Annotated in this window: 21 protein-coding genes and 1 pseudogene; 12 read left to right on the top strand and 10 right to left on the bottom strand. The window is 70.7% G+C overall.

The genetic code is table 11. The features are described from left to right. Positions 1-24: 24 nt before the first annotated feature. The 7 genes and pseudogenes from ACGWYJ_RS33245 to ACGWYJ_RS33215 form a co-directional block, all read right to left on the bottom strand. The gene (locus ACGWYJ_RS33245) at positions 25-660 is read right to left on the bottom strand and encodes a TetR/AcrR family transcriptional regulator (RefSeq protein ID WP_395110458.1); all 636 of its coding nucleotides are present in this window, start codon (positions 658-660) and stop codon (positions 25-27) included. Positions 661-801: 141 nt separating this feature from the next. Next, a complete protein-coding gene (locus ACGWYJ_RS33240; RefSeq protein WP_395110456.1) occupies positions 802-1,398 on the bottom strand; it encodes a hypothetical protein in 597 nt (198 codons plus the stop codon). Positions 1,399-1,511: 113 nt separating this feature from the next. After that, positions 1,512-1,931, bottom strand: a complete 420-nt coding sequence (locus ACGWYJ_RS33235; RefSeq protein WP_395110454.1) for a MarR family transcriptional regulator — start codon at positions 1,929-1,931, stop codon at positions 1,512-1,514. Between the two features lie 200 nt (positions 1,932-2,131). After that, positions 2,132-2,629, bottom strand: a complete 498-nt coding sequence (locus ACGWYJ_RS33230; RefSeq protein WP_395110453.1) for a DoxX family protein — start codon at positions 2,627-2,629, stop codon at positions 2,132-2,134. 361 nt (positions 2,630-2,990) lie between these two features. Beyond that, the gene (gene pntB / locus ACGWYJ_RS33225) at positions 2,991-4,457 is read right to left on the bottom strand and encodes a Re/Si-specific NAD(P)(+) transhydrogenase subunit beta (protein WP_395110451.1); all 1,467 of its coding nucleotides are present in this window, start codon (positions 4,455-4,457) and stop codon (positions 2,991-2,993) included. Positions 4,458-4,475: 18 nt separating this feature from the next. Continuing rightward, entirely contained in the window at positions 4,476-5,993 is a 1,518-nt protein-coding gene (locus ACGWYJ_RS33220) for a Re/Si-specific NAD(P)(+) transhydrogenase subunit alpha (protein ID WP_395110486.1), read from the bottom strand. Between the two features lie 326 nt (positions 5,994-6,319). Further along, a pseudogene (locus ACGWYJ_RS33215) lies at positions 6,320-6,466 on the bottom strand (ATP-binding cassette domain-containing protein); the annotation flags it as partial. On the opposite strand from ACGWYJ_RS33215, the gene ACGWYJ_RS33210 reads away from it, so the two are divergent. From ACGWYJ_RS33210 to ACGWYJ_RS33185, 6 genes are all read left to right on the top strand, one after another. Then, positions 6,431-6,736 carry an aldehyde dehydrogenase family protein gene (locus ACGWYJ_RS33210; protein ID WP_395110485.1) on the top strand — a complete coding sequence of 102 codons (306 nt, stop codon included), beginning with the start codon at positions 6,431-6,433 and terminating at the stop codon, positions 6,734-6,736. The pseudogene ACGWYJ_RS33215 and the gene ACGWYJ_RS33210 overlap by 36 nt on opposite strands. A gap of 167 nt (positions 6,737-6,903) precedes the next feature. Beyond that, complete coding sequence (fdhD, locus tag ACGWYJ_RS33205) at positions 6,904-7,728, top strand: formate dehydrogenase accessory sulfurtransferase FdhD (protein ID WP_395110449.1); 825 nt, start codon at positions 6,904-6,906, stop codon at positions 7,726-7,728. 10 nt (positions 7,729-7,738) lie between these two features. Continuing rightward, positions 7,739-8,227, top strand: a complete 489-nt coding sequence (locus ACGWYJ_RS33200; protein ID WP_395110447.1) for a formate dehydrogenase subunit gamma — start codon at positions 7,739-7,741, stop codon at positions 8,225-8,227. Between the two features lie 14 nt (positions 8,228-8,241). Next, complete coding sequence (locus ACGWYJ_RS33195; RefSeq protein ID WP_395110445.1) at positions 8,242-9,795, top strand: formate dehydrogenase beta subunit; 1,554 nt, start codon at positions 8,242-8,244, stop codon at positions 9,793-9,795. Continuing rightward, positions 9,792-12,608: a formate dehydrogenase subunit alpha gene (gene fdhF / locus ACGWYJ_RS33190; protein WP_395110443.1), complete on the top strand. Its 2,817-nt coding sequence runs from the start codon at positions 9,792-9,794 to the stop codon at positions 12,606-12,608. The genes ACGWYJ_RS33195 and fdhF overlap by 4 nt, the downstream gene beginning before the upstream one ends. Further along, positions 12,605-12,883 (top strand): formate dehydrogenase subunit delta, encoded by a 279-nt coding sequence (locus tag ACGWYJ_RS33185; RefSeq protein ID WP_395110441.1) that lies wholly within the window; start codon positions 12,605-12,607, stop codon positions 12,881-12,883. Before fdhF ends, ACGWYJ_RS33185 begins: the two co-directional genes overlap by 4 nt. A gap of 25 nt (positions 12,884-12,908) precedes the next feature. Here ACGWYJ_RS33185 and ACGWYJ_RS33180 read toward each other — a convergent pair whose 3' ends face one another. After that, positions 12,909-13,463 (bottom strand): dihydrofolate reductase family protein, encoded by a 555-nt coding sequence (locus ACGWYJ_RS33180; protein ID WP_395110439.1) that lies wholly within the window; start codon positions 13,461-13,463, stop codon positions 12,909-12,911. Positions 13,464-13,520: 57 nt separating this feature from the next. Continuing rightward, positions 13,521-14,150, bottom strand: coding sequence for a TetR/AcrR family transcriptional regulator C-terminal ligand-binding domain-containing protein (locus ACGWYJ_RS33175; protein WP_395110437.1), 630 nt, complete (start codon positions 14,148-14,150; stop codon positions 13,521-13,523). Between the two features lie 87 nt (positions 14,151-14,237). Between ACGWYJ_RS33175 and ACGWYJ_RS33170 the strand changes: the two genes are divergently transcribed. The 4 genes from ACGWYJ_RS33170 to ACGWYJ_RS33155 all read left to right on the top strand — a co-directional run bounded on the left by ACGWYJ_RS33170 (position 14,238) and on the right by ACGWYJ_RS33155 (position 17,430). Further along, a complete protein-coding gene (locus ACGWYJ_RS33170) occupies positions 14,238-15,467 on the top strand; it encodes a PQQ-dependent sugar dehydrogenase (RefSeq protein ID WP_395110435.1) in 1,230 nt (409 codons plus the stop codon). 10 nt (positions 15,468-15,477) lie between these two features. Next, the gene (locus tag ACGWYJ_RS33165) at positions 15,478-16,224 is read left to right on the top strand and encodes an SDR family oxidoreductase (RefSeq protein WP_395110433.1); all 747 of its coding nucleotides are present in this window, start codon (positions 15,478-15,480) and stop codon (positions 16,222-16,224) included. 145 nt (positions 16,225-16,369) lie between these two features. Beyond that, positions 16,370-16,870, top strand: a complete 501-nt coding sequence (locus ACGWYJ_RS33160; protein ID WP_395110431.1) for a GNAT family N-acetyltransferase — start codon at positions 16,370-16,372, stop codon at positions 16,868-16,870. Next, positions 16,858-17,430 carry a helix-turn-helix domain-containing protein gene (locus tag ACGWYJ_RS33155; RefSeq protein WP_395110430.1) on the top strand — a complete coding sequence of 191 codons (573 nt, stop codon included), beginning with the start codon at positions 16,858-16,860 and terminating at the stop codon, positions 17,428-17,430. Before ACGWYJ_RS33160 ends, ACGWYJ_RS33155 begins: the two co-directional genes overlap by 13 nt. 33 nt (positions 17,431-17,463) lie before the next feature. On the opposite strand, the gene ACGWYJ_RS33150 is transcribed toward ACGWYJ_RS33155, so the two are convergent. Then, complete coding sequence (locus tag ACGWYJ_RS33150) at positions 17,464-19,029, bottom strand: GMC oxidoreductase (RefSeq protein WP_395110428.1); 1,566 nt, start codon at positions 19,027-19,029, stop codon at positions 17,464-17,466. A gap of 269 nt (positions 19,030-19,298) precedes the next feature. Here ACGWYJ_RS33150 and ACGWYJ_RS33145 point away from each other — a divergent pair, with 269 nt between their 5' ends. Next, positions 19,299-20,378 (top strand): dihydrodipicolinate reductase, encoded by a 1,080-nt coding sequence (locus ACGWYJ_RS33145; protein WP_395110426.1) that lies wholly within the window; start codon positions 19,299-19,301, stop codon positions 20,376-20,378. Then, on the top strand, positions 20,375-20,854 hold the full coding sequence (locus ACGWYJ_RS33140) for a carboxymuconolactone decarboxylase family protein (RefSeq protein WP_395110424.1): 480 nt from the start codon (positions 20,375-20,377) through the stop codon (positions 20,852-20,854). Before ACGWYJ_RS33145 ends, ACGWYJ_RS33140 begins: the two co-directional genes overlap by 4 nt. The last annotated feature ends 180 nt before the right edge of the window (positions 20,855-21,034 follow it).

The raw sequence follows: 21,034 nt of genomic DNA, 5'->3' as shown, positions 1-21,034 counted from the left end.
GCGAGGGGATCCACCCCGCGCGCGTCACGGAGCGGTGGTCGGCTTACGGGTGAAGGCGCCGCTGAGGGCACCCGCGTGAACGGTGGCGCCGGCGGTCTCGGCGAGGGCGTCGTCGACCTGCCCGCGGACCACGAGCATCCGGTAGTAGAAGGGGGCGCCGACGGCGTTGATGACCGCGATGCCGTCGGTTTCCGGAGGCAGTTCGCCCCGCTGAACGGCCCGCTCGACGATCCGCGACGCGAGCCGGTTGCGCTCGGCCATCACCGCGGCCCAGGCGTCGGACGCCTCCGGTGAACGGAGGGCGGCGGCGATCACGCCCTCGATGAGGGCGCGATGCCGGGGGTTCTGGTAGAGGGCGGCTATCTCCAGGGCGAGCGTGCGCAGATCGGTCTCGAAGGAGCCGGTGTCGGGAATCGGGATCTCGGTCTTGCCCAACTCCCCCAGCAGGTCGACGACCAGTCCTTCGACGTTGCGCCACCGCCGGTACAGCGTGGCCACGTGCACTCCCGAACGCTCGGCCACGCGTTCCAGGGTGAGCCCGGCGTAGCCGGTCTCCTCCAGTTCCGCGCCGCCGCCGTCAACACCGCGGCCCGGGTACGCGCCGTCCGGCCTCCGGGACGCACCGCTCCGACCGCCCGCGGCATCTCGCCCATGTGGCACCGCCCATCCCGGCCGTATGACCCGGATCACACACTAACGCGATTATCCTCGCATTAACCGCCCCACGTGCCGCACCTACCGGGGCGGCGGTCCGCCGAGCAGGGCGCCGGTCCAACGCGTCCCGCTCACGGGCTTAAGGGCTCACCAGCCAGGCGTGATGGTTCGGCTTCTCTGACCCGGCCGGACGGGCAGGCTTCCGATCACGATCGTGGTCGTCAGCACGAGACCCGCGACGGTCATCACGACGGCCTCCGGCGCTATCGACAGGTCCGACTTGGGCCCGCCCACCGGTGCGAGCCTTTCCTCCGGGTCGAGAACCACCGGTATGGTGTCGCCGACCCGGTGGCCGCGGCAGCCGCTTTCCAGTTCGCCCCTGATCGACCTGCCGTCGACGTGCCGCAACGTGCAGTGGTCGTTGACGGAACCCCGGGTCTTCGTCGTCCAGGTCCGTTCGACGACCGCTTCGGCGTCGACACCGACGAGCTTCATCGCGAGGTCCTGAGTGATCAGGACACCGGCGATGTGAAGGGCGGTGAGCGCGAGGATCCCGGTGAACACGAGCGGGATTTTGAGACGGTTGAGCAGTCCGTTGCACAACCACGCCAAGGCGACGATCTCACCGGTGATCCCGGCGAGGGCGATCAGGACGGCACCCGCCATTCCCCAGAGAAGGTATGCGGCCGACGAAACCGCTAACCCGAGGAGGACCGCACCGAAGACGAGGCCACCCCGCACCATCTCACCCTCCTCTTGGGAACGCGCGCTCTCAGCCGGGGACAAGAACAGATCGGCGATTCGTGCGGCCCCACGTTAGTGGGCTGGGTTCACCTCGCGCCCAGGGGGCGGGAATCTTATGAGCCGATCGTGAGGTCGTCGGTGGCGTGCCGCCCGGCCGTCTTCGTGCGTTCGAGAAAGTCCGCGATGATCTCGAGTTCGGCCACAGAATAGTCGGCGCAGATCTCGTCCATCGAGGCGTTCATTCCCGAGAGCAGGCGGTACAGTTCGCCGCTTCGGTCGCCGAGGAACCGGACGACCACCGCCCGCCGGTCGTCCGGGTCGCGCTCCCGGACGACCCAGCCGCCGCGTTCGAGCCTGTCGAGGACACCGGTCGTGGTGGCCGGATGCAGACCGGCGCGCCGCGCGACGGCCGTCGGGCTGAGCGGGCCTTCCCGGCTGATCAGGTCGAGGCAGTACAGGTCCACGTCCTTCAGCTTGAGGCGCGCGCCGATGGAATGGTTGAGCAAGGACAACTGGACGTTCAGTTCGCGCAACGATCCCTTGACGGAGCGGGTCAACCGCCGGTGCCGTCGCTTCTCCGCGTCGCTGCCAGAAGCTTCGGCACTCATATATTCGGCTCCCGTACCGTCTGGATCACCGATCTATCGTATCCGAACGGCCGGACGCCACCCCGGGCGTCGCGGCGCGGTCGCCGCCAACTCCCGGGTTGCTCCGAAAGGGGCGGAGTGAGCGGTCATGGCCTCGCCGGTTCGCCGTCCTCACGCGCGGGTGACGGCGTGGCACGGATCAGCAGGACGAAATTGGAGACGATCGCGACCACCACGGCGATCAGGACCGGGACGAGCGCGTCCCTCGGGATCGAGGGCGCCTTCGCCCCTTCGTCCCACCGGCCGATCGCGACCGCTCCCGCGAGCGACGCCCACAGCGCGGTCTCGATGGTGGTCAGCCATTCCCGGGCCCGAAGGTGGAAGCCGCTGGCCATCAGCGAGATGACGGCGATGCCCACGGCGGCGAGCGGAGTGGTCCACTCGAACCGGTCGATGAGCGGCGGGACGAGGAGGGCGGCGGCTCCTGCGACCTCGGAAACGCCGATGAGGATGGTCACGGGCCGCGGTATCTGATCGAAACCGATCCAGCGGTCAAGGCCCCTGCCGGCGAGTTTGGGCAGCCCGACGGCGAGAAAGAAGAGGGCCAGCAGCCCCTGCGCCACCCAGACGGTGATGTCCACCATGAAGTGCTCCTTTGATGCGGATGTAGAGCGTGAGGAGGATCGGCCCCCGCCCCCCGGGTCCTGCGCGGGCGGCCACGGGGCGATGGGTAGCGCCCCGGCGCGCCTGACGACGGGAGGACGCCCCGATGGCTTCGAGACGGCTGCCGCGTCAGTCGCATGAAAGTCATCTTATACGATAGTCGTATTATTTTGAAACCGAATGATGACCAGGGCCTGCGAGGCCGGACGCGTGAGGACGGTTTCGGCCTGGTGGAGGCGCGATGCCGGACGCCGAGCGCGGGCTCGCGCCGGCCGCCGGTCGGCCGGACACGGCGGCCGGCGCGAGCCCGAGCGCCCCGGTCTTCGGGTCAGGTGACCGCGGTCAGGAGCGGGTACCGGTCAGGGTCTTCCCGGTGGCCGGTGCGAGGTGCTTGAGGGCTTCGAGGATGTCGGTGACCCGTTCCTTGGCGTCGCCGAAGAGCATCCGGGTGTTGTCGCGGAAGAACAGCGGGTTCTGGACGCCCGCGTAACCGGTGGCCATGGAGCGTTTGAACACGATGACCCGTTCGCTGTTCCAGACCTCCAGGACGGGCATGCCCGCGATCGGGCTGGTGGGGTCCTCCGCCGCGGCCGGGTTGACGATGTCGTTCGCGCCGATCACCAGCACCACGTCGGTGGCGGCGAAGTCGTCGTTGATCTCGTCCATCTCCAGCACCAGGTCGTAGGGCACCTTGGCCTCGGCGAGCAGCACGTTCATGTGGCCGGGCAGGCGCCCGGCGACCGGGTGGATGCCGAACCTGACCTGGACGCCGCGTTCGCGCAGCCGCGCGGTGAGCTCGGCGACGGGGTACTGCGCCTGCGCGACGGCCATGCCGTAGCCGGGAGTGATGATCACCGAGGAGGCGGCGGCGAGCGCCTCGGCCGCCTCGACGGCGGTGATCTCCTGGTGCTCGCCCTGCCCGTCGCCGGGCCCGGTGGGCGCCTCCAGCCCGAAGCCGCCCGCGATCACCGAGAGGAACGAGCGGTTCATCGCCTTGCACATGATGGCCGACAGGTAGGCGCCCGAGGACCCCACCAGGGCGCCGACAATGATCAGCAGGTCGTTGCCGAGCAGGAACCCGGACGCGGCGGCCGCCCACCCGGAGTAGCTGTTCAGCATGGAGACCACGACGGGCATGTCGCCGCCGCCGATGGACGCCACCAGGTGCCAGCCCAACGCCAGCGCCAGCGCCGTGACCGCGACGAGCAGCCACGGCCGCGGCTCGACGACGAAGGCGACGGTGAGCGCGGCGAACCCGGCGAGGCCCGCGAGGTTGAGGACGTTCTTGCCCGGCAGCATCAGCGGCGCGGACTTCAGCCTGCCCGACAGCTTCCCGTACGCGACGACCGAGCCGGTGAAGGTGACGGCGCCGATGAAGACGCCGATGAACACCTCGGCGCTGTGGATGCCGAGCATCCCTTCGCGGGCGAGCGCCGTGGCCTCCGTCCCCTCGGGGTGGTGCTCGACGTGCAGGTAGCCGCTCCAGCCGACCAGGACGGCCGCCAGCCCGACGAAGCTGTGCAGCAGCGCGATCAGCTCGGGCATGGCCGTCATCTCGACCGCCCGCGCCCGGTTCAGGCCGATCAGCGCGCCGACCGCGACGGCGGCGACGAGCATCGCGAACGCGGGCGGGTCGATGCCGTCGTCGAGGGTGAGCGCGACGGTCGCGACGAGCGCGACCGCCATGCCGAGCATGCCGTAGGCGTTGCCGAGGCGCGCCGACTCGTGCCGCGAGAGGCCGGCCAGCGCGCGGATGAAGAACAGCGCCGCGAGGACGTAGGCCGCGGTCGCCGCGGTTGTGATGGTCATGATGGCGGGCTCCGGTGCCTAGCTTCTGATGAACATGGCGAGCATGCGGCGGGTGACCGCGAACCCGCCGAAGACGTTGATGCTCGCGAGCAGGATGGCCACGAGCGACAGCACGGTGATCGCCGCGTTGCCCGCGCCGATCTGCAGCAGCGCGCCGACCACGATGATCCCGGAGATCGCGTTGGTGACCGACATCAGCGGGGTGTGCAGCGCGTGGTGCACGTTCCCGATGACGTAGTAGCCGATCACGATGGCCAGCGCGAACACGGTCAGGTGCACCTGTAGCGCGGCGGGCGAGGCGGCGATCAGGCCGAACGTCGCGGCGGCGGCAGCGGCGACGCCGAGCCGGCGCGGCAGCGGGCTCGCCTTCCTCTCCGGCTCCCGTTCCCGGACGGGCTCCCGCTCGGGCGGCGCGGCGGGTGCCGCCGACACGGCCACCGGGGGCGGCGGCCAGGTCAGCTCGCCGTCGCGGACGACGGTCATGGAACGTTGCACCACGTCGTCGAAGTCCAGGACGAGCGTTCCGTCCCGCTTCGGCGTCAGCAGCTTCATCAGGTTGACCAGGTTGGTCCCGTACAACTGGGACGCCTGGGCGGGGAGCCGTCCGGCGAGGTCGGTGTAGCCGAGGATGATGACGCCGTTGTCGGTGACGACCCGTTCGCCGGGCACCGACCCCTCGACGTTGCCGCCGTTGCCCGCCGCCATGTCGACGATCACCGAGCCCGGCCGCATGCTGGCCACCATCTCGGCGGTGATCAGCCTGGGCGCGGGCTTGCCGGGGATGAGCGCGGTCGTGAGGATGATGTCGACCTCGCGGCACTGGGCGGCGTAGAGGGCGGCGGCGCGGGCGTTGTAGTCGTCCGACATCTCCTTGGCGTAGCCGGTGCCCGGTGAGGCGTCCGCCTCGGGCTCGGCGACGGCCAGGTACTCGCCGCCGAGCGAGCGCACCTGGTCGGCGACCTCGGGCCGCGGGTCGGTGGCGCGTACCACCGCGCCCAGGCTGCCCGCCGCGCCGATCGCCGCGAGCCCGGCCACGCCGACGCCCGCGACCAGCACCTTCGCCGGCGGGACCGTGCCGGCCGCGGTGACCTGGCCGGTGAAGAACCGGCCGAACTCGTGCGCCGCCTCGATCACCGCGCGGTACCCGGCGATGTTGGCCATCGAGGACAGCACGTCGAACGACTGCGCCCGGGAGACGCGCGGCACCGCGTCCAGCGACAGCGCCGTGATCGGGCGCCCGGCGAGGTCGTCCACCAGGTCCTGCCGGAGCCGCGGGTTCAGCATGCCGATGAGCGTGGCGCCCGGACGCAGCGCGTCGAGCCGTTCGGGCGTGGGCGGGTTGATGCCGAACACCACGTCCGCCGCGTTCGCGTCGCCGATGGACGCGCCCGCGTCCTCGTACCGCTCGTCGGGGAACCCCGACGCGGCCCCGGCTCCGGGCGCGACGACCACCTCGTACCCGAGCTTCTGCAGTTGAGTGACCGTGTCCGGCGTCGCCGCCACCCGCCGTTCCCCGGGCGCGTCCTCCTTGACCACCCCGATGATCACGATTGCCACCTCACATCCGGCGCTGATCAATATCTCGGTATCAAGGTTCTCGATATCAAGTTAATTCTGCCGCGCGGATCAGCGCATCCGCTTTGTGCGGACTGCCAGCTTTCGGTGCGGGTGTTTGGGTGGTTCGGATAGTCGCCCCCACGACACCCCCACGGGCGGGAGCGCGCCTGGTGGACGATGCGGCCCGGTCGGCGCGAGGGGCCGGAAGCCCAAGTATGCCCAGGTCAGATGACAAGTGCAGCCCTGGCCATCGAGATGGCCAGGGCTGCCGGGGGCCTGGACACCGGCCGAGCCGGGCGGGTTTCGAGGGTCAGGTCCTCCAGGTCGGCGCGGTTCTGCGCGTCGAGGGCGGCGAACGGCTCGTCCATGAGCAGGATCCGGGGCTCGTACGCCAGCGCGCGGGCGATCGCCACGCGCTGCTGCATGCCGCCCGAGAGCTGCCACGGATACCGCTCGCCGACAGCCGGTACCTGGACACCGTCGAGACGCAGGGCGGCCGGATCCTCACCGGCGGGTTCGGCGACGGGTGGGTCGTCCGCCCCACGGTGATCACGGACATGCCGCAGGGCGCCCCGCACTGGTGCGAGGAGATCTTCGGCCCCCTGGTGGTCGTCGCCCCCTCCGACACCGAGGCCGACGCGCTCCGCGGGCCCCCACCCGGTCACTCCGTGCCCTTTTGCGGTGGTGGGACAAGGGAGCGTGGAGCGCATGAACCGCGCTGAGGACCGGGGCTCGGCGGCTATTGGGACTTCGTCGGCGTGCCGTTCTCAACAAGATTCTTCTATTGCGTCATAAGCGTTGCTTGGCGGGAGCGCATCGGTCGCGGCGGAGTTTTCGGGAGATGGAAACCCCACTGGCGATAATTTCGCGCTGCACTAAGCTGATGCGGGTGGCGAGGGTGACGGTTCGGCGGCCGATCCTGCGGGTTTCCGCCTCCGGTGAGCGGCGGCGGGTCGACGCCGTGGCCGGTGAGGAGCCGCTGGAGATCCGGGTCGGCGGGCGGGCCCTGGCCGTGACGATGCGCACGCCCGGCCATGATGTGGAATTGGCGCATGGGTTCCTGCTCACCGAAGGCGTGATCGGCGGTCGTGAAGACGTGTCGTCCGCGCGCTACTGCGACAGCGTGGACGCCGACGGCCGCAATACCTACAACGTGCTGGATGTGACGCTGAGCGCCGGCGTGCCGCCCCCGGATGTGGGGGTGGAGCGGAATTTCTACACCACCTCATCGTGCGGAGTGTGCGGTAAGGCGGCCTTGGACGCGGTCCGGTTGCGGACGCGGTTCTCCCCGTCCGAGGACCCGTCCCGGTTCGCGGTGGAGACGCTGCTGTCGCTTCCCGACCGGCTGCGGGAGCGGCAGAAGGTCTTCGCCTCCACCGGAGGGCTGCACGCGGCGGGCGTGTTCACCGCGGACGGGGACCTGCTGGTGGTCCGGGAGGACGTGGGCCGCCACAACGCGGTCGACAAGGCTCTGGGCGAGCTCCTGATGAAGGGCCGCGTGCCCGCGGCGGGCACGGTGCTGATGGTCTCGGGACGGGCGTCGTTCGAGCTGGTGCAGAAAGCGGTGATGGCGGGGGTGCCGGCGCTGGCCGCGGTGTCCGCGCCGTCGTCGCTGGCGGTGGAGCTGGCCGAGGAACAAGGCATGACATTGATCGGATTTCTACGCGGGCCGGATATGAACGTCTACACCGGCGCCCACCGCGTCAAGGGTTGAGAGGCAGGTGATGACGGTGGTGCCGGGTGAGGGATCGTCCGCGGAGCGGGTGCGCGCGGTCGTGGACGTGCATCGCGGCGATCGCGGGGCGTTGCTGCCGATCCTGCACGGGCTGCAGGCGGAGTTCGGCTATATCGGCCCGGAGATGGTGCCGGTGATCGCCGAGGAGCTGAACCTGTCCAAGGCCGAGGTGCACGGGGTGATCAGCTTCTACGCGGACTTCCGTGACAAGCCCGCGGGCCGGACGGTGGTGCGCCTGTGCCGGGCCGAGGCGTGCCAGTCGGTGGGCGCCGAGCGGCTGGTCGCGCACGCGCGGCAGGTGTACGGGGTCGAGCTCGGAGAGACGACGCGGGACGGCACGGTGACCCTGGAGCAGGTGTTCTGCCTGGGCAACTGCGCGCTCGGTCCCGCGGCGCAGATCAATGGGCGGCTGCACGGCAGGCTCGACGAGAACCGGCTGGACACGCTCGTGATGGAAGCGGAGGCGGGCGACCGGTGACGACCACGATCTTTGTGCCGTGTGATTCGGCGGCCCGTTCGGTCGGGGCCGACGAGGTGGCCGCCGCGATCGTCCGCGAGGCGGCGGGCCGGGACGTCCGGCTGGTGCGCACCGGCTCCCGCGGGATGCTGTGGCTGGAGCCGCTGGTCGAGGTCGAGACGCCGGAGGGACGTGTCGGTTTCGGCCCGATGAGCCCGGCCGAGGTGCCGGAACTGCTCGCCTGCCTCGGTGACGGCCGTTCCCTGGGCGACCATGAGCGCCATCTGGGTCTGGTGGAGGAACTGCCGTGGATGGCGGCGCAGCAGCGGTTGTGCATGCGGCGCGTCGGCGTCACCGACCCGCTGTCCGCCGATGACTACCTGGCCCACGGCGGGCTGGAGGGGCTGCGGCGGGCGCTGGAGATGTCCCCGGCCGCCGTCGTCGACGAGGTCACCGGGTCGGGACTGCGCGGACGGGGCGGTGCGGGGTTCCCGGCCGGGATCAAGTGGAAGACCGTCCTGGACACGCGGGCGGACGTGAAGTTCGTGTGCTGCAACGCCGACGAGGGCGACAGCGGGACGTTCGCCGACCGGATGCTGATGGAGGGCGACCCGTTCTGCCTGATCGAGGGCATGACGATCGCCGCGCACGCGACCGGCGCCACCGAGGGCTACGTGTACGTGCGCTCGGAGTACCCGGACGCGGTCCGCACGCTGCGGCAGGCGATCGAGGTCGCCTACGCCCGCGGCTGGCTCGGCGAGGACGTGCTCGGCTCCGGCCTGTCGTTCGACCTGTTCGTCCGGGTGGGGGCCGGTGCCTACATCTGCGGTGAGGAGACCTCCATGCTGGACAGCCTGGAGGGCAAGCGCGGGATGGTGCGGGCCAAGCCGCCGATCCCGGCGATCAGCGGGCTGTTCGGCAAGCCGACGCTGGTGCACAACGTGCTCACCCTGGCCTCCGTCCCCGCGATCCTGGACGGCGGTGCCGCCGCCTACCAGGCGCTCGGCTCGAAGGATTCCCGGGGCACCCAGGTCTTCCAGCTCGCCGGCAACATCGCCCGGGGCGGGGTGTTCGAGACCGCGTTCGGCATGACGCTCCACGAGCTGATCCACGAGTTCGGCGGCGGCACCCGTTCCGGCCGTCCGGTACGGGCGGTGCAGGTCGGCGGGCCGCTCGGCGCCTACCTTCCCGCCGACGGGCTCGACATCCCGCTGGACTACGAGTCGTTCACCGCCGCCAAGGCCATGCTGGGGCACGGCGGCATCGTGGTCTTCGACGACACGGTCGACATGGCGCGGATGGCCCGGTTCGCCCTGGAGTTCTGCGCCGAGGAGTCCTGCGGCAAGTGCACGCCCTGCCGGGTCGGGTCGGTGCGCGGCGTGGAGACCATCGACAAGGTCGTCGAAGGCCGGGACCCGGACGCGAACCTGGCGCTGCTGAGCGACCTGTGCGAGCTGATGACCGACGGGTCGCTGTGCGCGATGGGCGGGCTGACGCCCAACCCCGTGCTCAGCGCCCTCCGCCATTTCCCCGACGACTTCACCCCACGCCGGTTCACCTCGCTCCACGAGGAAGGAACGACACCGTGACGCTGTTCAAGGAACCCGACCTCGGCACGCCCGCCAGGCCCGGAGAGGCCACCGTCGCCGTCGAGGTGGACGGGCACCCCGTGACCGTCCCGGCCGGCACGTCGATCATGCGGGCGGCGGCGCTGACCGGCATCGACATCCCCAAGCTGTGCGCGACCGACAGCCTGGAGGCGTTCGGCTCCTGCCGGCTGTGCCTGGTGGAGATCGACGGTAAGCCCGGCACGCCCGCCTCGTGCACCACGCCGGTGGCCGACGGGATGTCGGTGCGCACCCAGACGCCCCGGCTGGAGAAGCTGCGCCAGGGGATCATGGAGCTCTATATCTCCGACCACCCCCTGGACTGCCTGACCTGCTCTGCCAACGGCGACTGCGAGCTCCAGGACATGTCCGGCGTGGTCGGCCTGCGGCAGGTCCGCTACGGCTACGAAGGGGCGAACCACCTCGACGCGCCGACCGACCACAGCAATCCCTACTTCGACTTCGACGAGTCCAAGTGCATCGTCTGCTCGCGTTGCGTGCGGGCGTGCGACGAGATCCAGGGCACGTTCGCGCTGACCATCGAGGGACGCGGGTTCGACTCCAAGGTCTCCCCCGGAGGCACGTCCTTCATGGACTCGGAGTGCGTGTCGTGCGGTGCGTGCGTGCAGGCGTGCCCGACCGCGACCCTCCAGGAGAAGACCGTCGTCGACCTGGGCATGCCGACCCGCAGCGTGATCACGACCTGCGCCTACTGCGGGGTCGGCTGCTCGTTCAAGGCCGAGCTGCGTGGCGACCAGCTCGTGCGGATGGTGCCGTACAAGGACGGCGGCGCCAACGAGGGCCACTCCTGCGTGAAGGGCCGCTTCGCGTTCGGGTACGCCACCCATCCCGACCGCAAGCTGTCCCCGATGATCCGTGAGTCGATCAGCGACGAGTGGCGCGAGGTCGACTGGGACACCGCGATCTCCTACACCGCCACGAAGCTCCGCGAGGTGCAGCGGGCCCACGGGGTCGGCGCGATCGGCGGGATCACCTCCTCCCGCACCACCAACGAAGAGGTCTACGCGGTGCAGAAGATGGTCCGCGCCGCGTTCGGGAACAACAACGTGGACACCTGCGCCCGGGTCTGCCACTCCCCCACCGGCTACGGACTCAAGCAGACGTTCGGGACGTCCGCCGGCACCCAGGACTTCAGGTCCGTCGCGCAGGCCGACGTGATCATGGTCATCGGCGCCAACCCCACCGACGGGCACCCGGTCTTCGCGTCGCGGATGAAGCGCAGGCTGCGCGAGGGCGCCAAGCTGATCGTCGTCGATCCCCGGCGCATCGACCTGGTCCGTTCCCCGCACATCCGGGCCGAGCACCATCTGCAGCTCGCCCCCGGCACGAACGTGGCCGTGATCAACGCCATGGCCCATGTCGCCGTCACCGAGGGCCTGGTCGACCGGTCCTTCATCGAGGAACGCTGCGAGGGCTACACCGAGTGGGCCGAGTTCATCGCCCGCGAGGAGAACAGCCCCGAGGCCGTCGAGCAGGTCACCAGGGTGCCGGCCGCCGAGCTGCGGGCCGCGGCCCGGCTCTACGCGACCGCGCGCAACGCGGCGATCTACTACGGCCTGGGCGTCACCGAGCACAGCCAGGGCTCCACGATGGTGATGGGCATGGCGAACCTGGCCATGGCCACCGGCAACATCGGCCGCGACGGCGTGGGCGTGAATCCGCTGCGCGGCCAGAACAACGTGCAGGGCTCCTGCGACATGGGGTCGTTCCCGCACGAGCTGGCCGGCTACCGGCACGTCTCCGACGACGCCGTCCGCTCCGTCTTCGAGAACCTGTGGGGACGCGCCATCCAGCCCGAACCGGGCCTGCGCATCCCCAACATGTTCAACGCCGCCATCGACGGCTCCTTCCGCGCCCTGTTCATCCAGGGGGAGGACCTCGCGCAGTCCGACCCGAACACCCAGCACGTGGTCGCGGCGCTGACCGCGATGGACCTGGTCGTCGTCCAGGACCTGTTCCTGAACGAGACCGCCAAGTACGCCCACGTGTTCCTGCCCGGCACCTCGTTCCTGGAGAAGGACGGGACGTTCACCAACGCCGAACGCCGCATCAACCGCGTGCGTCCCGTCATGCCGCCCCAGTGCGGCAAGCACGAATGGCAGGTCGCGTGCGAGCTGGCCACCGCCATGGGCTACCCCATGCACTACGACCACCCCGCTCAGATCATGGACGAGATCGCCGCGACCACGCCCACCTTCGCCGGGGTCTCGTTCGCCAAGCTCGACAGGCTCGGCAGCGTCCAGTGGCCCTGCAACGACGCGGCCCCCGAAGGCACCCCGATCATGCACGTCGACGGGTTCGTGCGCGGCAAGGGGCGCTTCGTCGAGACCGCCTTCGTCCCCACCAGCGAACGCAGTACCCGCAAGTACCCGCTGATCCTGACCACCGGCCGGATCCTCACCCAGTACAACGTGGGCGCCCAGACCCGCCGCACCGCCAACGTGGCCTGGCATCCGGAGGACGTCCTGGAGATCCACCCGCACGACGCGGAGGTCCGCGGCATCGGCGACGGGGACGAGGTGTCGCTGTCCAGCCGGGTCGGCCGGACCACGCTCAAGGCGATGATCACCGACCGGATGCCCGTCGGCGTCGTGTACACCACCTTCCACCATCCGGTCACCGGCGCCAACGTCGTCACGACGGAGAACTCCGACTGGGCGACCAACTGCCCGGAGTACAAGGTCACGGCCGTCCAGGTCGAGCTCCGCAGCCCCGCGGATCCGACGGCCGAACCGGAGGAGCGGGCCGTGCCGACCACGGTGTCCGACCGGTGAGCACCGGCGCCGCGCAGGAACCGCCCGTCCGTACGATGAACGACGTGCTGCCTTCTCAGATCCGACTCGCCAACGACATCGCCGTCCAGTTCGAGCGGCGGCCGCCCGACGAGGCGGCCGCCGCCATCGCCGAGCACATCCGCATGTTCTGGGAGCCGGGCATGCGGGCGGACCTCATCGCCCGTGCCGCCGACCACGCCGACGACCTGCATCCGCTCGCCCTCGCCGCCGTCCGCGTCCTGACGGCCTCGCAGAAGGCGGGGTCGAGCGGATGATCCGGGTCACGGCCGGGTCCTCGGGTCAGGGCCGTACGTAACGCCGGAACGTGATCCCCGAGGCGAGGAGGCGGTGCTCGACCGGGCGCAGCCGCAGCTCCGTCGTCACGGGGAGGTACGGCTTGCCGCCCCCGACGATCACGGGGAAGGCGTACACCCAGAACTCGTCGATGAGGTCCAGCAGGGAGACGGCCAGCTCGGGGCCGCCGAGCTGGAGGGTGCCGTCGGTCTCCCGCTTGAGGCGCGTGACCGTGGACCGGGCGTCCTCGCGGCGGACGAGCGTGACCCCGTCGGGGACGGTCTGGAGGGTGTCGGAGAAGACGTAGCGCGGCGTCTCCCTGTACAGGCGGGCGAACTCGCGCTCAAGGGGCGGGGCGCCCTCCTTGCCGAGGTCCTGTGTCCAGGGCTTTTCCATCGTCTCGTACAGCCGCCGCCCGAACAGGAACGCCGCGAACCGGCGCACGTGGTCGTTCGCGGCCTCCTGGAAGTCCTCGGCCGGTTCGCCGAAGCCCGGGCCACCGTGGCGGTCCTCGATGTAGCCGTCGATCGAGGTGTTCATCCAGTAGATGATCCTGCCCATGACACTCCTTTCCGTCGTGGGGCCGCCCGGAGTGAGGACCAGGGGTGACGCCGGAACTCATCGCGCGGCGTCGCGCGGAGCCGATCCGTAGAGCGCGTGGTCGACCAGGCTTTCGACGATCGACTCGTCGAAGGGCACCTTGAGGACGAGCAACCGGTGGTAGCAGGCGCCCCAGAGCTGGTCCACGATGACGTCGAGGTCGGCGTCCTCGCGCACCTGGCCCTGCCGCTGGGCGATGCGGAGGCGTTCGCGCGCGAGCTCACGACGGGGCTGCGCGTAGCTCTCCGACCAGGCCCGTTCCAGATCGGGATCGAGCTGCGCCGCGCCGACCAGCTCGGACACGGGCTTCTCCGCGCCCTCCTCCTTCAGCCAGCGGACGAACGCGCCGAGCTGGCTGATCAGGTCGGCGCGCACGTCGCCGGTGTCGGGGAACTCCAGTGTCCGCCGGCTCTGGGCGAAGTACGCCTCGGCCGCGAGCGCGCCGGGCGACGGCCACCACTTGTAGAGGGTCGTCTTGCTCGCCCCCGCTTCGGCCGCCACCCGGTCGAAGGTGACCGCCGGCAGGCCGTCGCGCAGCAGGATGCGCCCCGCGGCGGCGAGCACGGCGGCGCGCACCTGTGCGGCCGGTCGCCGGCCCCGGCCGGGCCGGCGGGCCGCGACCTGCTCGCCCGGAACGTTCTCCACCATCGTCACCTCATTTTTATGGACAGCTCGTTCATTTCCGAGCTATGGTCGTATATGAACAGATCGTCCATATCCTAGGGAGCCACGGCCATGGAGCTCAAGCATGTGGCCTCACCAGCGGGTATCGGTCCAAACCCCCAGCGCGCTGACGCGGCGACGGCCCGCCTGCGCCGGTCGCGCGCCGCGATCGTCATCGCGGTCATCGCGATGGCGCTGACCGGATGCGCGGGCCAGGGCGGCGAGGCCACCCCCGCCGCCGCCTCCCGGACCGCGAGTTCCGGCGGCACGCAGTCCGGCCCGGTCGCGTCCCTGGGCAGGCCGGTCGAGCTGACGACCGGCCTGGAGGCGCCCTGGGGGCTGACCTTCCTGCCCGACCGGTCGGCGCTCGTCTCCGAACGGATCTCCGGTGAGATCCTGCGCGTCCCCGCGAACGGCGGCACGCCACAGCGGGTCGGCGTCGTCCCCGGCGTGCACGTCAGCTCGGAAGGCGGGCTGCTCGGCATCGCCGCCTCCCCCAGGTTCGCGACCGACCGCACCGTCTACGCCGTCGTCTCCGGGCGGGACGAGAACCGCGTCGTCGCGCTCACCATCGCCCGCGACCACCGTTCCCTCACCGTCGGCCGGGTCCTGCTCGACGGCATCCGGACCGCCGACCGGCACCACGGCGGGCGCATCGCCATCGGGCCGGACGGGCACCTGTGGATCGGCACGGGCGACGCCTTCGATCCCGCGAACGCGGCCGACGACGACTCCCTCAACGGCAAGATCCTGCGGATCGCGGTCGACGGCTCCGTCCCCGGCGGCAACCCGGGCTCGTCCCCGATCTACTCCAAGGGCCACCGGAACGTGCAGGGCATCGCGTTCGGGCCCGATGGCACCGCCTACGCCTCCGAACTCGGGCACCGCACCTGGGACGAGGTCAACGTCCTCCGCGCGGGCGCCGACTACGGGTGGCCGGAGACCGAGGGGACGGCCGGGTCCACGGGCGTGGCGCCGATCGCCACGATCCACCCCGACGAGGCGAGCCCGTCCGGCGTCGCCTACGCCAAGGGATCGCTGTGGATCGGGGCTCTGGGCGGGCGGCGGCTCTGGCAGCTTCCCGTCCGGGGCCGCGCCGCCACCGGCGGCCCCATCGCCCACTTCACCGGCGACCACGGCCGGATCCGCACCGTCGAGGTCGCCCCGGACGGCGCCCTGTGGCTCGTCACCTCCAACACCGACCGCGCCACCTGGGGCGGAACCGACCCGCGTCCCGGAGACGACCGGATCCTCCGGGTCGAGGTGAACGAGCCCCGGCCCCAGACGAACCCATCCCACTGAAGGAGAACCCATGAGCACGAACAACGACACCACGCGCCGGGTCGCTCTCGTCACCGGTGGTTCGGGCGGCATCGGCCGAGCCGTCGTCCGGCGGCTCGCCGCCGACGGCTTCGCCGTCGCGGTGCACTACGCCGGGAACGAGGCCGCCGCCAAGGCGCTCGTCGCCGAGGTCGAGCAGGCCGGTGGACAGGCGATCGCCGTGAGCGGGGACGTCGCCGACGAGGCCGCGATGACCGCCGCGTTCGACGCGACGGAGGCCGCGTTCGGCGGTGTCGACGTCGTGGTGAACACGGCGGGCATCATGCTGCTGAGCCCGATCGCCACGCTCGACCTGGCGGACCTCGACCGCATGCACCGGACCAACGTCCGGGGCACGTTCGTCGTCTCGAAGCTCGCGGCCAACCGGCTGCGGGCGGGCGGCGCGCTGATCAACTTCTCGACCAGCGTCACCCGCACCCAGCTCCCCGCGTACGGCGCCTACGTCGCCGGCAAGGCCGCCGTGGAGGGCATGACCCTGATCCTCGCGCGCGAGCTCCGTGGCAGGGACATCACCGTCAACGTCGTCGCCCCCGGCCCGACCGCGACACCGCTCTTCCTGGACGGCAAGAGCGACGAGTTGATCGCCAACCTCGCCCAGGCCAACCCGATGGGCCGCCTGGGCGAGCCCGAGGACGCCGCCGAGACCGTGGCCTTCCTCGCCGGCCCGGCCCGCTGGGTCAACGGCCAGGTCATCTTCTCCAACGGCGGCATGGCCTGAGACGTCGGCCCCGCCGACCCCGCCGGCCCCGCCGACGGGCCGGCAGGGCCGAGCGCTCCGGTCAGATAGTGGATACATGTCCACTATCATGGATAAGCGGCCATCGGCCGTATGGCGTGTACGGGAGCGGTGACGCGGGAGCCGGATGATGTTGCGCTTCGAGCTCGGTGGCCTGGCCCGGCCCGAGATCCGCCGGCTGCTGGAGGAGCACCTGGCCGACATGCGCGCCACCTCGCCGCCGGAGTCGGTGCACGCGCTGGATCTGGAGGAGCTGCGGCACCCGGCGGTCTCGTTCTGGTCCGTATGGGAGGGCGGGGAGCTCCGCGGCTGCGGCGCGCTCAAGGATCTCGGCGGCGGCGATGTCGAGCTGAAGTCGATGCGCACCGCGCGGGACGCGCGAGGCCGGGGCGTCGGGGCCGCCATGCTCCGGCACCTGCTGCGGGCCGCCGCCGAGCGCGGGCATCGCCGGGTGCTGCTGGAGACGGGAAGCCAGGAGTTCTTCGCCCCGGCCCGGCGGCTCTACGCCCGGCACGGTTTCGCCTTCTGCAAGCCGTTCGCGGATTACGTCGACGATCCCAACAGCGTCTACATGGAGCTGCGCCTCGACGGCGAGGACGCTCCTAGGGTGGAGGCATGCCCACCTTGATGGACGGCGCGAACGACCTCGGACGGCGGGTACGGGAGGAGCGTGGCCGGCGCGGATGGTCACTGGCCCGGCTCGCCGAGGTCTCCGGCGTGTCCCGGGCGATGATCAGCAAGATCGAGCGTGGTGAGAGCAGCCCCACCGCCGTCATCCTCGGCAGGCTCTCCGCGGCGCTGGAGCTGAGCATGACCGAGCTGCTGTCACCGGCGGACGGCGCCGCTCCCGACCGGGTACGGCGGGCCGCCGACACCCCCTCCTGGACGGACCCCGGCACCGGCTACCTGCGCCGCCAGATATCGACGCCGAAGTTCCCCGCCGATGTCACCGAGATCCTGCTGCCCGCGGGCGCCCGCGTGCCGATGCCGGCGGCGTCGTTCGCGTTCATCGCCCAGCTCATCTGGGTCCTGGACGGCGAGCTGACCCTCCTGGAGGGAGCGACCGCGCACCGCCTCACCGCAGGGGACACCGTCGAGCTCGGAAGGCCCCAGGCGCGCGAGTTCGTCAACGACACCACCGGCACCTGCCGTTACGTCGTGGTCGTCACCCGCAAGGCCACGGCCTGACCGCGGCCGTGCCCCGCGAAGACGCCGGTCCGGCTACAGGTCGGCGGCGATGATGTTCTCGATGTTGCGCTCGGCGAGGGCCGTGATGGTGACGAACGGGTTGACCGTGACGTTGCCCGGGATGAGCGCGCCGTCGACGACGTACAGGCCCTGGTAGCCGTGCAGCCGCCCGTAGTTGTCGGTGGCCCTGTTCAGCACCGCGCCGCCGAGCGGGTGATAGGTGAGATGGTCGCCCCAGATCTTGTAGACGCCGAACAGGTCGGTCCGGTAGATCGTGCCCTCCTTGGCGTTGATCTTGTCGAAGATGGTCTTCGCGGCGTCGATCGAGGGCTGCTTCCAGGCGGTCTGCCAGTTCAGCTCGACCCGTCCGGCCGCCGCGTTCCAGGTGAACCGGGCGCGGTTGGGGTTCCTCGTGATCGACAGGTAGAACGAGGCGAAGGTCTCGATGCCGGTGGGGAGCGGGGCCACCTCGGCGAACGCGCCGCCCGCGTCCCAGTTGTCGATGCCTCCGGTCGGCATGGACGACTGAAGCCGCCCGGTCGGGTCCCACAGGTGGTTGGCGCGGCCGCACATGACGTTGCCGTTCTCGCCCCAGCCCTTGCCGATCTCGTCGTTCAGGTTGGGCAGCACGCCGGTCTCCTTGAGCTTCACCAGCAGTTTCGACGTGCCGACACTGCCCGCCGCGAAGAAGACCCGGTCCGCGGTGACCTCCTTGGTGGCGATGACGCCGCCCGTGGTGTTCAGTTGCTCGATCGTGACCAGGTAACGGCCGCCGGACGCGGGCGCGACGGACGTGACCTTGTGCAGCGGTGAGATGGCGACGCGCCCGGTGGCCTTGGCCTGTGCCAGGTAGGTCTTCTGCAGCGACTTCTTGCCGTGGTTGTTGCCGTACAGGACCTCGGCGTTCAGCGCCGACTTCGGGACCGCTCCAGTGGCCTCCTGCTTCATGTACTCGAAGTCGTACACGTTGGGGACGAAGACGAAGGGGAAGCCGGAGCGCTGCGCGTGCTTACGGCCGACCCGGGCGTACTGGTAGCACTCGGCGGTATCGAACCAGGCCGGGTCGATGTGGTTGACGCCGAGGCCCGCGTTGGCCCGCGGGTAGTAGACGTCGTACATCTCGTTCACGTCCACCGACGGCAGGATGCCGCTGAACCTCTGCCGCTGCGGGGTGACCGCCATGCCTCCGTTGACGAGTGAGCCGCCGCCGACGCCCCGGCCCTGGTAGACGGTGATCCCGCCGAACTCCTCGGCGTCCAGGATCCCGGTGTACAGGGGGACGTCCTTGTCGAGGGGGAAGCCGAGGAAGTTGCTGAGCGGCTGCTTGGTCCTGGTCCGGAGCCAGTAGGAGCGGACGTCCGGCGTCCGGGTGTTGGCGAAGATCTTCCCGTCCGATCCGGGGGTGTCCCAGGCCATGCCCATCTCCACCATGTGGACGTCCACGCCCGCCTGGGCCAGGCGCAGGGTGGTGACCGAGCCGCCGTAGCCGGTGCCGATGACCAGAACGGGGATCTGGGCGCCGTCGGCGATGGGGGCGGGAGCGGGCGCCGAGGACGCGGCGGCGGGGGTGCCGTACCCGGCCTGGACCGCCAGGCCCAACCCCAGGATAGAACCGGTTCTAGCAATGAATCCACGACGCGAGATACCGTCAGAACTCTTACCTCTTCGGGTCGGATCGGCCATGCCAGCCTCCTCGGCTCGGGATGCAACTAGAACGAGTTCTACACAGCAATGTGAACTGCGTCACTACCTACCGGCCAGTAATGATTCGGTGAAACCGCAGGTCACGGAACGGGCACCGAAAGCGACCAAATGCTTGCTAGGGAAAGCTCTAGGCAGCGCCCCCGGCGGTTGTTAGCCTCCAGCGCATGATCCCCACGATCGTCTGGGGCACCGGCAACATCGGCCGGCTCGCCATCCGCGCCGTCGAGTCCCACCCGGGGCTGGACCTGACCGGCGTACTCGTCCACGATCCGGCCAAGGCCGGCCGGGACGCCGGCGACCTCGGCGGGCTCGGCCGCGTGCTGGGCGTCGCCGCGACCACCGACGTGGACGCGGCCCTGGCCGCCGGGCCCCGCGCCGTGGTGTACGCCGCGTCCGGCGACATCCGTCCCGACGAGGCCCTCGCGGACGTCCTCAAGGCCGTGCGCGCGGGGGCGATCGTGGTCACCCCCGCCCTCTACGCGCTCTACGACCCGGTCGGCGCCCCCGCCGAGGTCCGCGCACCGGTGCTCTCCGCGATCAAGGAGGGCGGCGGCTCGCTGTTCGTCTCGGGCGTCGACCCGGGCTGGGGCAACGACGTGCTGCCGCTGCTGATCAGCGGCCTGGGCACCGACGTGGACGCGATCCGCTGCCAGGAGATCTTCGACTACTCCGCCTACGACCAGCCCGACTCCGTCCGGTACCTGGTCGGCATGGGCCAGCCCATGGACTACGAGCCGCCGATGCTCGCCCCGTCCGTCCCCACCATGGTGTGGGGAGGCCAGGTCCGTCTCATGGCCCGCGCCCTCGGCGTCGAACTGGACGAGATCCGCGAAACCCTCGACCGCCGTCCGCTGGACGCCACGGTGACCACCCGGTCCATGGGCGAGTTCGAGGCCGGCACCCAGGGCGCGGTGCGGTTCGAGGTGCAGGGCGTCGTCGAGGGCGAACCCCGCATCGTGATCGAGCATGTCACCCGCATCCACCCGTCCTGCGCGCCCGACTGGCCCACGCCGCCCAGCGGCGACGGCGCCCACCGCGTGATCGTCGAGGGCCGCCCGCGCATCGAGGTCACCGTCGAGGCCGATGACGAGGACGGGAACCGCGCCGCGGGCGGGAACGCCACCGCGGTGGGCCGGCTCGTCGGTGCCATCGACTGGCTCGCGGACGCCCCACCCGGCCTCTACGACGCCCTCGACGTCCCGCTGCGGCCCGCGACCGGCAGGCTCGGAAGGAAACGCCCATGAACATCGACATCCCCGAGGGCAAGGACCCGATCGAGTACGTGTGGGGCGAGATGGTGCCCGGCATCGGGCCCGCCGCCGCGAACTTCTCCCTGGCGGTGTACGCCCACACCACCCTCGGCCTCCGCGAGTTCGAGGCGGCCCGCCTCCGGATCGCCCAGATCAACGGCTGCGTGTTCTGCCTCGACTGGCGTACCGAACGCGACGGCCGGAAAGTCGAGGACGGCTTCGCCGACGCCGTGACGGACTGGCGCACCACCGACGCCTTCGACGACCGCACCCGCCTGGCCGCCGAGTACGCCGAACGCTACGCCCTCGACCACCACGGCCTGGACGACGAGTTCTGGGCCCGGATGACCGCCCACTACAGCCAGCTCGAGATCGTCGAGCTGAGCATGTGCATCGGCTCCTGGCTGGCCTTCGGCCGGCTCAACCACGTCCTGGGCCTCGACACCATGTGCCTCGTCCCCAAGACCTGACCAGCGCGGCACCCTCCGCATAAGACGAGGGCGCCCCGCCACCGGTGGTGGTGGCGGGGCGCCCTGTGGGTTGATCGTGTTGGGTTGTGGTTACCGGTTGCCCCGGGTTGTGGTTACTTGCGGTATTCGGGGTAGCCGTAGCCGACGATGGTGGACTTGTCACGGTCGCGCTTTTGGACC

The organism is Actinomadura sp. SCN-SB (assembly GCF_043906805.1).
GTDB lineage: Bacteria > Actinomycetota > Actinomycetes > Streptosporangiales > Streptosporangiaceae > Spirillospora.
This window is presented reverse-complemented; position numbering and strand designations above follow the sequence as displayed.

Bases quoted from the DNA above. Each gene is read 5' to 3' on its own strand.
- ACGWYJ_RS33240 (WP_395110456.1), bottom strand. From the start codon at position 1,398: ATGGTGCGGGGTGGCCTCGTCTTCGGTGCGGTCCTCCTCGGGTTAGCG.
- ACGWYJ_RS33230 (WP_395110453.1), bottom strand. From the start codon at position 2,629: ATGGTGGACATCACCGTCTGGGTGGCGCAGGGGCTGCTGGCCCTCTTC.
- pntB (WP_395110451.1), bottom strand. From the start codon at position 4,457: ATGACCATCACAACCGCGGCGACCGCGGCCTACGTCCTCGCGGCGCTG.
- ACGWYJ_RS33200 (WP_395110447.1), top strand. From the start codon at position 7,739: ATGACGGTGGTGCCGGGTGAGGGATCGTCCGCGGAGCGGGTGCGCGCG.
- ACGWYJ_RS33180 (WP_395110439.1), bottom strand. From the start codon at position 13,463: ATGGGCAGGATCATCTACTGGATGAACACCTCGATCGACGGCTACATC.
- ACGWYJ_RS33175 (WP_395110437.1), bottom strand. From the start codon at position 14,150: ATGGTGGAGAACGTTCCGGGCGAGCAGGTCGCGGCCCGCCGGCCCGGC.
- ACGWYJ_RS33170 (WP_395110435.1), top strand. From the start codon at position 14,238: ATGGAGCTCAAGCATGTGGCCTCACCAGCGGGTATCGGTCCAAACCCC.
- ACGWYJ_RS33165 (WP_395110433.1), top strand. From the start codon at position 15,478: ATGAGCACGAACAACGACACCACGCGCCGGGTCGCTCTCGTCACCGGT.
- ACGWYJ_RS33160 (WP_395110431.1), top strand. From the start codon at position 16,370: ATGATGTTGCGCTTCGAGCTCGGTGGCCTGGCCCGGCCCGAGATCCGC.
- ACGWYJ_RS33155 (WP_395110430.1), top strand. From the start codon at position 16,858: ATGCCCACCTTGATGGACGGCGCGAACGACCTCGGACGGCGGGTACGG.
- ACGWYJ_RS33145 (WP_395110426.1), top strand. From the start codon at position 19,299: ATGATCCCCACGATCGTCTGGGGCACCGGCAACATCGGCCGGCTCGCC.
- ACGWYJ_RS33140 (WP_395110424.1), top strand. From the start codon at position 20,375: ATGAACATCGACATCCCCGAGGGCAAGGACCCGATCGAGTACGTGTGG.